Origin of the sequence: Stanieria cyanosphaera PCC 7437 (assembly GCF_000317575.1) — a bacterium.
Lineage (GTDB): Bacteria > Cyanobacteriota > Cyanobacteriia > Cyanobacteriales > Xenococcaceae > Stanieria > Stanieria cyanosphaera.
On the sequence record NC_019748.1, the window covers coordinates 2,480,125 to 2,492,377 of the forward strand.

A 12,253-nucleotide genomic window follows, 5' to 3' on the forward strand; every position below is an offset into this window, starting at 1 on the left:
GTCTTTGAAACAAGAATCCCTCGCCTCTGGCGACGGGAGTGTCAATTCTACCCAAGAACGCCAGAAATTAGAACTTTTGCTTAATCTTAAATTGAAAGAAACTTTAAGCAAAACTGATTCTTGATTAAAAATAATGGATGAAATTAGTCAGGAAGCTATAGATAAAGGACTAACTCCAGAAATTCTTGAATCTCTACTTGAGGATGAGTAATGTTTACGTTTTCGATACTAATGTTTTAGTAAGTGCTTTGTTATTTGCTAATTCTTCATCAAGAAAGGCTTTTGAAATAGCTTTAGACATTGGTAAAATAATTATTTCAAAAGAGACAGTAGGCGGACTTCATATCATAGTTGCAAGCCACCTTTTTGTAATTTTTTAAACGGATCGAGAATAAAATCAATTAGACGACGTTGACGAGTAATTACTTCGGCAGTAGCAGTTTGACCGGGAGTAAGATTAATCCGTTGGTTTTGCCCTTCTAGATAGGAACGTTTCAATTCTACTTCTATTTCAAAAGTTTCTTGTTGTCCCTGTTCTGTTTCAGTAATTTTAGAGTCAGGAGAAATCCAGCTAACGCGACCCGCTTGTACACCATAATCTTGAAAAGGATAGGCATCAAACTTAATTTTAGCTGGCATTCCTACTTTTAAAAATCCACTTTCTGTAGGTGTCATTTTAGCTCGTAGGACTAAAGGTGAATGTTCTGGTGCAATTTTAATAACTTCCTCTCCTTGTTGTACTACTGCTCCTTTACCAGAAATAGGTAAGTCAAAAATTGTACCATTGGCAGGAGCTTTGATGACTCGTTGCTTTAATTGAAACTTCAGGGAAGCTATTTGACTTTTATTTTGGGCAATTTCTGAGTTAAGGGTAGTAATTTGACTTTCTAAATCTTTTAGTTGCTCTTCTGCTTTAAGTAAAGCTAATTGTCCCGAATGAACCAAACTTTGATAACTACGTTCTTGTTCTTGTAAACGTAATTGAGCTTGTTTGAGATCCGATTCACTTTGTTTGATCAACTGATCGTAACTATTTTGTTGTTCTTCCAAACGAGAATGAGTTTGTTTTACGTCTGAAACTGCTTGTGTTAAACGTTCCTGATTTTCTTTGGCTTGCTGTTCAATCTCTTGTAGTCGATCTTCAGGAATAACTCCATCTTTAAAGGCTTGACGATAACGCGAAGCTTTATCTTGAGAACCTTTTAAACTAATTTCTGCTAGGCGATGAGCAGCTTGACTTGATTTAAGAGCTTGTTGAACTTGTTCAATTTGTGCCTGCTTTTCTGCCTTTTGAGTTTGGTAAACAGCTTTGAGTGCATCTAAACTTTGCTTGGCTTGTTCAATTTGTGCTTGTTTTTCTAATTGTTGAGCTTGGTTTTGCTGTTGTTGTGTTTGTAAAGATAAAGATTGTTGATTTTGCAGTAATTCTAGCTGAGTTGCTTGATTTAATTGACCAGTAAGTTTTTCTTCTAACTGTTCCAAATCAGCACGCATTACGTCTGATTCAATTTCTAATAAAACTTGTCCAGCTTTAACAGATTCTCCTTCTTTAACATCGATCGCTACTACTGTTCCAGCTACGGGAGCATCTAGTTCAATAATTTTTGCCTTGGGTTCTAATTTACCGCGAGCCATTCCTGTTTCATCTACTTTGGCGAGAATTGACCAAGGTAAGACTACCGCAGTAAACATAATTAACAGATAAAATAATCCTTTAGTCCAAACACGGGGTAAAGCATCGAGTAAATCTTTGGTAGCTAAAGACCAATCTTCTTGAGATGGTGATGGTAGCTTGTTAGGAGAAAGAACTAGCTCTGTATTGTTTTTGCTAACTTCATCGTTGTTGGTTAAAATTTCTGAGACTTCATGATCGATTGTCTGAAATAATCCTGGTCCAAATTGCAAATAATCTTTATTGATAAAGCGGATAGCATCTGCTAGTTCTTTAGAAGGAGTATCTTTGAGCAGATATCCTTTTGCTCCTGCTTTTAAAGATTGATTGATATATTCTTTAGAGTTATGACTGGTAATAATTGCTACCTTAGTATCAGGAAAAGATTGATTAATTTTCTGGGTTGTTGTAATTCCATCCATTTTAGGCATTTCTATATCAATTAAAACGATATCTGGATGTAGTTGGGAAATTAGTTCCAACGCAGTTTCACCATTGTTAGCAATCCCAATTATTTCTAAATCTGGTTCTGATTCCAGGGCAATTTGTAACAGTTTACAACTCAGTTCTTGGTCATCAACGATAATAATTTTGATCGTCGGGTTCTGACTTTCTTTAATCAGTAGTGAATCATTTACTTCCGTTTGCTTTAACATTGTTTTGGTTGGTGGTTGATAACTGGTAACTGGTCACTGGTAACTGGTAACTGGTTACTGGTTACTGGTCACTGGTCACTGGTCACTGCTAACTGTTGTTGGTTAAGATAAAAATAATGACCTCGTTTTGCCATTAACTGGGAATGAGTACCACTTTCGACTAAAACACCGCGGTCTAGAACAAGAATTACATTAGCTTGACGAATGGTTGAGAGACGATGAGCAATAATAATCGTTGTACGACCTTGCAGAATGGTATTTAAATTATTTTGAATAATGCGTTCTGATTCGGCATCAAGGTTACTGGTCGCTTCATCTAAAATCAGTAAACGAGGATTACCCAACAAAGCTCTAGCGATCGCAAGACGTTGACGTTGACCACCTGAAAGCATTCCACCTCTTTCACCAATGGGAGTTTCGTAGGCTAAAGGAAGTTTTTCAATAAATTCTTCTGCACCTGCTTGAATCGCTGCTTGTTGAACTTCTGCTAAACTGGCATCAGGATGAGAAATACTGATATTTTCTCGAATTGTGCCACCGAAAAGAAAATTAGACTGATCGACAACTCCAATTTGTTCACGAAGCGATCGCAATGATAAGATGGTAATGTCTTGACCATCAATTAAGATTTTTCCTTCTGTAGGCAAATACAAACCAAGAATTAATTTAGAGATCGTAGTTTTACCTGAACCACTACGTCCTACTAAAGCGATCGTTTGTCCTGGTTGTACTTCAAAACTGAGATTTTCGATCACATTATTTTCTTGGTCGGCATGATAGCGAAAGGTAACGTTTTGAAAAGAGATTTGCCCTTTGAGAGAAGTTAAAATTTGACGTGGTTGGTTTTGTAGATCTTCTTCTGGTTCAGCGTCCAAAACATCATTAATTCGTTCAATCGAAATAATCACTTCTTGTAATTGATTCCACAAAACAGTTAATCGTTGAAAGGGAGTAATAACATTACCCAACAACATATTAAAAGCAACCAACTGTCCGATGGTGAGTTGGTTTTGAATTACCTGCCAAGCACCAAACCAAAGAATTGCAGTAGTAGTAATAACTTCAATCGTAGAACTAAAAATTTGGAGTTGGTTACTAATCAGTTGTCCAGAAAAAGTGGTTTTAATCGAACGGTTGAGTAGTTCTTCCCAATGCCAGCGTACCCTTTGTTCAACTGCCATTGATTTAATAGTTGGTACACCAGTCAACGCTTCAATTAAATAACTACTTTCTTTAGCTAAAGCAGTAAAAATCTCACGGGAAACTTTTTGTAAAAAAGGTGTGGCTATTAAAGCTAAACCTAAAAAGGGAGGAATAATTGTTAAAGCTAGTAAAGCCATTTGCCAGCTATACCAAAACATCAACCCCACATAAACAAATACAGTCAGTAAATCAAGAAAAATTGATAAAGCTTCCCCAGTCAAAAAACGCTGGATTTTATGATTTTCCTGAACGCGAGCAATGATATCTCCTACATAACGAGACTCGAAAAAACTTAAAGGTAAACGAAAAGTATGACCAATAAATCCCACAATCAAGGCTAAATCAACTCTTTGTGCTGTATGATCCAAGAAATATTGCCTTAATCCCGTCATCGCCACCCGAAACAAACCAAAGATCAATAAGCCAATTCCTACTGCCATCAAAGTTAGACTACTGCGTTGCACTATTACACGGTCTAGTAACAGTTGGGTTAATAATGGTGTTACTAAAGCAAATAGTTGGATCAATAAAGATGCCACAAAAACTTCGAGCAGGACTAACTTATGAGGTTTAACTAATTCCCAAAATTGCCAAAAAGCAGTAGCAGATTCTTGCGTTTCTTTTAATAATACAGTTGGCTCAAGTAACAATGCATAACCAGTCCAATCTGCTTGAAATTCTTCTGGGGTTAAGGTGCGTTGACCAATGGCAGGATCGCCAACAATGACATACTTACGTCTTACTTCATAAACCACAATATAATGATTGCTTTGCCAATGTGCGATCGCAGGTAGTTTTTGTTGAGCAAGTTGACTAAAAGTAGCTTTAACTGGTCTAGTAGTAAAACCAATTGTTTCGCCTGCTGTACACAAGCCTTTGAGAGAAGAACCACTACGATTAACTCTTGCTAATTCCCTGATCCGATTGAGACTGAATCGTTTATTCCAATAACGTCCAATCATTACTAAACAAGCTGCACCACAGTCAGAACTGCTTTGTTGTGCATAAAAAGGATAACGACGCAGTAATCGTTGCCAAAAATGACCTACTCGTTCTGTTGGAGAGGGAAAATAGGGTTTTCTTTTGCGACGAGAAGACGAAGAGGAAGTAAATTTGGGTGGTAAATCTACAATGGAAGTTTTGCTTAAGCTTGAGGCGTTTGATTCTCGTTTGATTAAATTTGAGTTGGCAGTAGTTCCCTCAACACGTTCTGGTAGAGATAACTGAGCCACATTTAAATTAGCGTGACTAAGGGTATATAATTCTGTTGGTTGTTCAATTCTCCAGGAAATTGTTTGATTTTTTGGAACAGGTACATAAAAACTTCTACTGGGTAGCTTTTGACCAGCAGAATTGATTAATTCTCCTTTTCTAACCAACCAAAAAGCTTGTTTTAGTAGTGAATCATCTGCAAGTTTCCCTGGTTGTAGCTGATGAAATTCTAGTAAAGGTATGATTTGCTTGAGTTGAACTAAGGAAGCATTTTTTAAAGGATAAGTTTGACGACACAGTAATAATAAATCTAAATGTAATGCTTGACGATAAAGATGTTGCTCAACTTGAGGATTTTTTTGGATTAAAGTTCTTAAAAATTGCTCGTTAAGATAGGCAAGTTGGAGTTGAAAAGAAGCTCGTACAGTATAAGACTGAAAGAATTCATTAGTAAATAAAGTTAGTTCGCCAAAAGTTGTTCCTACCCCTAATGAAATCAATAAATTATCATTGCTATCTAACAGTCTAATTTTTCCTTTGATTACCAAAAAAACTCCCGAAGGTGATTTCATTGAATTCCAGAAAAGTTTTCCTGGTGTTGGTTCGATAATTTGAATAGCTTTTTGACACTGTTTCAGTTCTGATGATGAGAGTGTTACCCCTAAAATTTGTGCCAGTTGTTGTTCTAGATGGTCTTGGCTGCTCGACTCAGATAATAACTCTAGATTCATGGCTGTTGCTTTAGAGTGTTTGAGAAGTTAATTAATAGTCTTGAAAAGGAGAAAAAGGACTAAAAGTAAAGGATTGGGAACTATGATTGGCACTAAGATTGCCAATTTTAATCTTGCTACTATCAACTTGATTTTCCTCGTCATTGGTCTGTTTTTTCAACTGTTTGTAACGAGTCGATAGTCCCATTTGTTTTAATAAACGATTAATATGGCGATCGCTTACTTGCAGACCTAATTCTTTCTCCAAATGTTTACTCAACCACTGAGCCGTCCAGCGACTAAAAGCATAGCCAAATTCACGGGGACTTTGACTAACCAAATGTTGTAAACGAGTTAGATAGTTTTCATCAATAGTTTTGGGTCTACCGACAGGAAGAGTTTGCCATTGATGAGCTTGTCCAGTTCGCGCCATAAACATCCAATATCTAGCTGTTTCGTGAGAACAGTTAAGTGCAGTGCAAATTTCTGTCTGAGAATGACCCAGATCTGCCATTAGCATGATTTCAATTCGACGACGATATTCTGGACGCAGTTTTTTTTCTAAACTCTTTTGTAATAATCTTCGTTGAAATGGTGATAGTAATTTTCCAACTTCTTGGTTTGATAAGTCGGTTTCAAAGAGATTGTGTTCGGAGTATTTATTAACCATAATCCTACCAGTCTTTTCCAATAATAAATCTGCCAAAATGGCAACCTTTTATTTTGTCTTGTGGCAAAATATCATATTTTTTTAAAAAATTATATTTAATTTACGTGAAAAATTTATCAACATTTAACTTGATCTAATTATTAATCTTATCTTCGGTCTTTAAAAATTTTCTTAATATTAGTTTAAATTCTTGATAGTTTAAGCAAGAACATAATGATTTAATCAGTTGATTATAATTTGATTAATTTTCATTAAAAAAAACTCAAGAGTTAATATATTTAACTGAGATTAATTATTCAACATAGTTGAAAATCATAAAATTTAATTAATTAATTAGTCTTTAGTCAAACAAAACCAAAAGCAAGAACATTCAATAATTACAAATTAATATAGAATCGAGAAGAAATAGGGAATAATTAAACTATTTTCCCTAAAAAATGCCTTAAAATCTTAGTTCTCTCTAAAATTGTTACTCTATTTTGGTATAAATTTTTATCTGTCTCTATGGGTAATAAATTATACCGAAAAATCTTAAAAAGCTGAAATGTAAACTAGATTACTTTATAAAAAAATCTTATTTTAGCTCAGATTATTTTGAATTATACATTCTAGTATTGTTAATAAATAAGCCATAATTAAGATAATTAAGACCTAAAACTTTGATTAGCTAAAAATAATATTTTACCAAACCTATTACTAGTATTTTTTCATACTAATTATCAAATTATATTTAGGGAGATTTACGAAATTTAGCTTAAATTCAAGACTCAACTAAGATAATTAAGTCTTTAAAGTCTTTAATAAATCGACTCAGCTAAATCGACTAATCGTCACAATAGAGAAAAAATCAAAGAAAATTAGAGTAATTAAGACTAATGAATAAAGCGATTAATATTTGTCGCGAAGATATTTTTGAACACCTTAAATTGTCGTGCCAATTATCTAAGATTTTAGAAGGTGTGATGACCTGTAAAATCATTCAAGCTAAAGTAACAGAATTAGGTATTACTCTTAACTCTGAAGAACTACAACAAGCTGCCGACAATTTTCGTTTAAATCAACAACTACATACTATTGAAGATACTCAAGCATGGTTGCAAAGACATCACTTATCAATTGATGATTTTGAATATCTTATTTATACCAATACAATTTCGAGAAAACTAGTCGAGCATTTATTTGGCGATCGCGTAGAACCTTTTTTCTATGAAAATCAACTTAATTATGCGGGTGTAGCAATGTATGAAGTAATTTTGGATGATGAAGATTTGGCAATAGAATTATTTTTTGCTTTGCAAGAAGGAGAAATTAATTTTCAAGAAATTGCTCGTCAGTATACTACTCAGCCATCTCTGCGTCGTTCAGGAGGATATCGGGGTATAGTAAGTCGTCGCGAACTTAAACCAGAAATTTCGGCTGCTGTGTTTGCAGCTAATCCTCCGCAATTACTTAAGCCTATTATTACTTCTTACGGCGTACACTTAATTTTAGTGGAAGAAATTATCCAACCCCAATTAAATGAACAATTAAGAATACAAATTCTTGGTGATTTTTTTGCTAATTGGCTCAAACAACAAATTGAAGAAGCCGAAATTATTATTGATTTGAATAATGATAATTTAAATAGAAGAAAAATTATGTCAGGTAATGGTAATTTATAACGATTAAAATTAAACAAAAAGGAAGGGATAAAATATTATTACCCTTCCTAAATCTTGAAGAGAAAAGTATTATTGTAACGTGAATCAGTTAAGTAATTTTATAGTAAAAAGCGTTAAGATTACGATTTTTTGTGATAACTGATGATTATGAAGATTGTTCTTTCAGCCAAACTTGCCAACAAGCTTCTAAAACTCGCTCTCTAGCAGATTGATTAAATTTTAAAGGAAACCATTTTTCAATTCTTAAAATATGATAACCAACTTGAGTTTGAATTGGACCAATAATTACACCTACTTCTACATTCTTGATGGCTTGAGCTATTTCGGGTGCTAATTCGCTAACATAGCGAATACCCATAAAACCGCCATTAGTTTGAGATTGTTGACCAAGGGAATGTTCAATCGCCAAAGCACAGAAAGAAGCATTTTGTTCCCGAAGCAATTGAGCGATCGCAATTGCTTGATCCAAGTCACGAACTAAAATTTGAGATAAAGCCACTCTTCTATAGTGATCGCGATTAGCAAGATAATAACCATCGACCTGGACACCGAAGAGATATTCTTTTAATTTAGTGAACAGTAATTGATTTTTAATTCCTTCTGACCATTCTTCGAGGCTAATTCTTTGTTGTTGAAGCCAGGCTTGAGTTTGTTGGATTCCCAATAGTTGGTGTTTCAGGCGAAAAGCATCTCCCGCAGTTTGCCATTCTTCATCAGTAATTTCGATACCGAATTCTTGACAAAGTGCTAATATCATTGCTTCAAGTTCCACAGCATTAATTATTTCTGCCCATTGGTAAGAGCGATGTAAATAAGCAATAATTTCGGTTTCGCTTGGAGTAGATGATTGAGGTAGTAAGGATTGTGTTGCAGTTTGAATCATTTTTTTTCACAATCAATAAGAGTAAGTTGTAAGTAAAACAGAAGAACTGATAACTGATTATCGATAAAGCCAACGTTGAGGAGGAACATCTTTAACTTTGATTCGATTGCGATGTAAATCTCCGTAGAGATTAAGATAATCTAGTTCTTCAGGAGTAAGTTTTCCTTGTTGCACAGCTGCGATCGCACTATCCACGTGTTCCCGTTTTGTCCATCCAGCCAATGCAATATCAACACAGTTTTGACTAAGAGAATAACGATATAAATCTGGGACAGAAGGTTGCCAACATCCAGACGGTAGACCAAGAGGCGAAGTCCAAAGAGGACCAACCATACCAGCAGACTTAAAGGTGACAATTCCTGGACGCTGCGGATCTTTTGGGTCTAAATAAGGAAAGACTTTGTTTTGTGCGGTGCGGTGTGCGACGTTATGCCGAACCATAACCACATCTAATAAAGAACTATCTAACCACTTTTGGGCTAAATCGTGGTCGTGAAAAGACGCACCGATATAGCGTACAGCACCCATTTTTTTCAAGCGTTCTGAGATACCAAAGACTCTTTCAATATGTCGCTGACAAACTGTATCAGAACCTCGAATGTCATCAGAGGCACTAAGACATTTTTCAAAAGAGTTAGAATTATGTTCATCGATCCAACCCCAAAAAAACACATCAATGTAGTCTATTCCTAAATCGACAAACTGATCGTATAAATAAGTTAATACTGCATCGGGAGTTCTAATCATGTAACTTACAGTTGCCAGAACAACTTGATCTCTTATAGAAGAACCTTTTCCGCATAATTGACGAAGTGCGCCACGCATAGAACTATAAAGATATTGATGCAAATCACTGGAATAGAAAAAATAATTAATTCCTCGCTCAAATGCGTAAAGGGTATCTTCACTTGAGATGTGACCACCACCACCCAATCCTAAACAACTTACGGTTAAGTCAGTTCGTCCTAGTTTGCGGTAAAAAGGAAGATTTGATTCAGGAAATTTACTATTAGCGAGGACGAGTTCGGCTTCTACATTAACGGACTTTGGCTCTACTTTGGGTAAAAGATTGGTGATTTTCATAACTTCAAAGGTCTGTAGATATCTTCAGAGTTAGGGTTGAGGTAAGGACGTTGTAATTCAATTTCAAGTAAAGAAAATTGTTGTAGAACGGCTCTCATCCTACCTTCTGGTGATTGCTCTTCTTGATACCAGGCTTCTAACAAACCATTCGCAACAATCTGGCAGCGATTAGTTCCAAAACTTTCTTTTTCGGCAAATTTGTGATTTGGTTCTTCTGCGATCGCTAAACCTGGTGCGAGTAATTTGGTGAACAATGGTATGTCTGGCTGAAAATAAGATTGATGTTGTAGATATACTTTTTCTATTACTGAGTGAATTGAATCATAGTTATCTTTGTCAAAATACAGTACTGCTGAATCACAACGTCCATAATCTGAAGGGTTGTATAAAGCTTTGAAATTGAAGGGAATTTCTATGGCGTTCAATTCTGAGGTAAGACTACCCATAAGTGCAACTGCACCTTCAGAAGTTAAGTTAAAGTAAATCCGTACTGTATTAATGCCATGATATCCACCTGCATCGCCTACTGCCATATAAAAGCCATTTTGTACTAAATTTTTAGGCAGTTTGATTGCCACCGAGTTCCCAACTGTGGCAGTTTGGTCTTGTGAGCGTAAATGGCGATCGCGTTCGATGTATAATGTTAAACCTCCCTTTTTAACAGCCAAAGTGTGATCTGTTTCTTCTTTTACCACTAGCCAATTAGAACTAAAATATCCTTGACCAGAATTACTTTGATGTAAACGCTCATAAAAAACTACATCTACTCCCAAAAAGGTATTATTTTCTAAGTTTTGCTGTAGTGCTAAATTACTTGATTGTGTTTCTAATGCAAGAATACTTTTGAGAGAGCTATTGTAATAAATACCATAGAGAAAATGACATAATTGCTGGTTAAGATACTTATTTTGTAATTCTGAAGGCAATTTTTGAAAGCGAGAAACTACAACCTCTGGCAGTTTCAAAGGTTTGTAGTCTGGGTGGCTAATCAAAAGATCGGACTGGATCTTGATATTATTAACAATGTCTTGTAATGATGAATGCAATGGCTCTGGAATAGTATTTAATTGAATTTCACGCGAATCTAATAGTTGCATAAGCAATGACCAATAAATAATAATGACTTAAGCAGGAGATAAGCTAGTCGACATGAAGTAGGATGCCTCTATCCCAAAAATTGTCGGAATCGATGCTTCTGGACGGCATAACAAAGACTTAGCTACTTGAAGGGTACAAATACCTGTATTACCAAAAGATTTTTGATATTGCAGCGTTGACTGAATGACATAAATTAAACTCAAACCAGCAAATTGGATAACCCTTTGCCAGAAATCAGGACGATGCTCTACAATTTCAGGAAAATTAACCAGATAAGCTTTTGCTAAAGCAGCAAGAGAAGGTTGTATTTGTTCGAGTGGAGTTGTCGCCATCCGTAAAGACTCATCGATACTAATTGCTTTACTAGTAATCAAACTAATCAACCATAGGTGCAAATAACTGCCAATCAACGAACCTACATCAAAGGCGGGATCTCCCCACCCAGAGCGTTCCCAATCAATTAATCGCACTATATCCTTATCTATCTCTTGTTCCCAATCATTGGACAAAAGAATATTGTTTAACTTCAGATCATTGTGGGTCAAACAGCAGGGAACTAGAGAAGAACTAAGTTCTGCGATCGCTTTTCCTAAGCTATCATAACGTTGATAGAGGGCAAAAAATTTCAGTCCATCGGAGGGAACAGAGCTAAAAATTTCTGGACTAATTCGTCCTAGCTCTTGAACTAGAGAAAAGGCTTTCTCCTTAGATTGATTCTCTTGGTTTTGAGCAAAAAAGTTCTGATAGTCTTGACAATCTAAAGTTAAACGATGAATGTTTGCTAGAATTGTACCAAGGTTTTCTGCGATCGCTGTAGGAAAAATATTCTCTTTGATGTAAAAATCAGTCAAATCACGGTAATTATCCAGATAGTTAAAAACAATAATCGAATGCTCTGGATTAAAATGGATTGCTTCTGAAAGCCAAAAGCGCATCTGGTTTAGTTCAGGAAATTGCTGTAAAAATTCCTGAATTCGCCATTCGCGCAAAAATTCGCCAGCCGTTTTTCCTTCTCGATTGAGACGTTCTTGTTTGACAAGTAGTTTGCGCTGATCGGCTAAACTTACTAATAAATTAAAGTTTTTGGCATATTTGTATTCTATGTCACTTTGAGTTTGCTCTTCTGGAGTACAAAGATTTTGCTCAATTAAATATTCAAAAACATTTTGAGAGCTTAATACAAATGTCATAGCTAGATTTTGTTAAGTAAAAAAAGCTTGGAATATAAGTGCAGCTTAGGCTAATCTTAAATCAATAATCAAGTCAATCTAGTTCCTTTTTTGGACATAATTTAAGCAATTTTGTCCGCTTTATTTTTCAGCAATGAAAATAAATAAGATAGCAAAACTACCATACTATAACTTGTAACTTTTCTGCCGTTATAGTATAAAAAATATTGGTTGAT

Annotated in this window: 8 protein-coding genes; 1 reads left to right on the top strand and 7 read right to left on the bottom strand. The window is 35.3% G+C overall.

Features of this window, described 5'->3' with window-relative positions; genetic code table 11:
* Positions 1-345: 345 nt before the first annotated feature.
* The 3 genes from STA7437_RS10770 to STA7437_RS10780 all read right to left on the bottom strand — a co-directional run bounded on the left by STA7437_RS10770 (position 346) and on the right by STA7437_RS10780 (position 6,123).
* Positions 346-2,328 carry a response regulator gene (locus STA7437_RS10770; RefSeq protein ID WP_015193418.1) on the bottom strand — a complete coding sequence of 661 codons (1,983 nt, stop codon included), beginning with the start codon at positions 2,326-2,328 and terminating at the stop codon, positions 346-348.
* A 68-nt stretch (positions 2,329-2,396) separates the two neighbouring features.
* On the bottom strand, positions 2,397-5,474 hold the full coding sequence (locus STA7437_RS10775) for a peptidase domain-containing ABC transporter (protein ID WP_015193419.1): 3,078 nt from the start codon (positions 5,472-5,474) through the stop codon (positions 2,397-2,399).
* A gap of 31 nt (positions 5,475-5,505) precedes the next feature.
* Positions 5,506-6,123, bottom strand: coding sequence for a helix-turn-helix domain-containing protein (locus tag STA7437_RS10780; protein WP_041619953.1), 618 nt, complete (start codon positions 6,121-6,123; stop codon positions 5,506-5,508).
* Between the two features lie 875 nt (positions 6,124-6,998).
* Between STA7437_RS10780 and STA7437_RS10785 the strand changes: the two genes are divergently transcribed.
* On the top strand, positions 6,999-7,784 hold the full coding sequence (locus STA7437_RS10785) for a peptidylprolyl isomerase (protein WP_015193421.1): 786 nt from the start codon (positions 6,999-7,001) through the stop codon (positions 7,782-7,784).
* A 145-nt stretch (positions 7,785-7,929) separates the two neighbouring features.
* On the opposite strand, the gene STA7437_RS10790 is transcribed toward STA7437_RS10785, so the two are convergent.
* The 4 genes from STA7437_RS10790 to STA7437_RS10805 are packed head-to-tail and all read right to left on the bottom strand — an operon-like array spanning position 7,930 to position 12,038.
* The gene (locus STA7437_RS10790; protein ID WP_015193422.1) at positions 7,930-8,667 is read right to left on the bottom strand and encodes a peptidylprolyl isomerase; all 738 of its coding nucleotides are present in this window, start codon (positions 8,665-8,667) and stop codon (positions 7,930-7,932) included.
* A gap of 57 nt (positions 8,668-8,724) precedes the next feature.
* Positions 8,725-9,750: an aldo/keto reductase gene (locus STA7437_RS10795; protein WP_015193423.1), complete on the bottom strand. Its 1,026-nt coding sequence runs from the start codon at positions 9,748-9,750 to the stop codon at positions 8,725-8,727.
* The gene (locus STA7437_RS10800; protein ID WP_015193424.1) at positions 9,747-10,847 is read right to left on the bottom strand and encodes a T3SS effector HopA1 family protein; all 1,101 of its coding nucleotides are present in this window, start codon (positions 10,845-10,847) and stop codon (positions 9,747-9,749) included. Before STA7437_RS10800 ends, STA7437_RS10795 begins: the two co-directional genes overlap by 4 nt.
* A 27-nt stretch (positions 10,848-10,874) precedes the next feature.
* Positions 10,875-12,038 carry a phosphotransferase gene (locus tag STA7437_RS10805; protein WP_015193425.1) on the bottom strand — a complete coding sequence of 388 codons (1,164 nt, stop codon included), beginning with the start codon at positions 12,036-12,038 and terminating at the stop codon, positions 10,875-10,877.
* Between the last annotated feature and the right edge of the window lie 215 nt (positions 12,039-12,253).

Excerpts from the sequence above, each read along its gene's own strand:
- STA7437_RS10790 (WP_015193422.1), bottom strand. The coding sequence starts at position 8,667 with ATGATTCAAACTGCAACACAATCCTTACTACCTCAATCATCTACTCCA.
- STA7437_RS10800 (WP_015193424.1), bottom strand. The coding sequence starts at position 10,847 with ATGCAACTATTAGATTCGCGTGAAATTCAATTAAATACTATTCCAGAG.
- STA7437_RS10805 (WP_015193425.1), bottom strand. The coding sequence starts at position 12,038 with ATGACATTTGTATTAAGCTCTCAAAATGTTTTTGAATATTTAATTGAG.
- STA7437_RS10780 (WP_041619953.1), bottom strand. The coding sequence starts at position 6,123 with ATGGTTAATAAATACTCCGAACACAATCTCTTTGAAACCGACTTATCA.
- STA7437_RS10795 (WP_015193423.1), bottom strand. The coding sequence starts at position 9,750 with ATGAAAATCACCAATCTTTTACCCAAAGTAGAGCCAAAGTCCGTTAAT.
- STA7437_RS10775 (WP_015193419.1), bottom strand. The coding sequence starts at position 5,474 with ATGAATCTAGAGTTATTATCTGAGTCGAGCAGCCAAGACCATCTAGAA.
- STA7437_RS10785 (WP_015193421.1), top strand. The coding sequence starts at position 6,999 with ATGAATAAAGCGATTAATATTTGTCGCGAAGATATTTTTGAACACCTT.
- STA7437_RS10770 (WP_015193418.1), bottom strand. The coding sequence starts at position 2,328 with ATGTTAAAGCAAACGGAAGTAAATGATTCACTACTGATTAAAGAAAGT.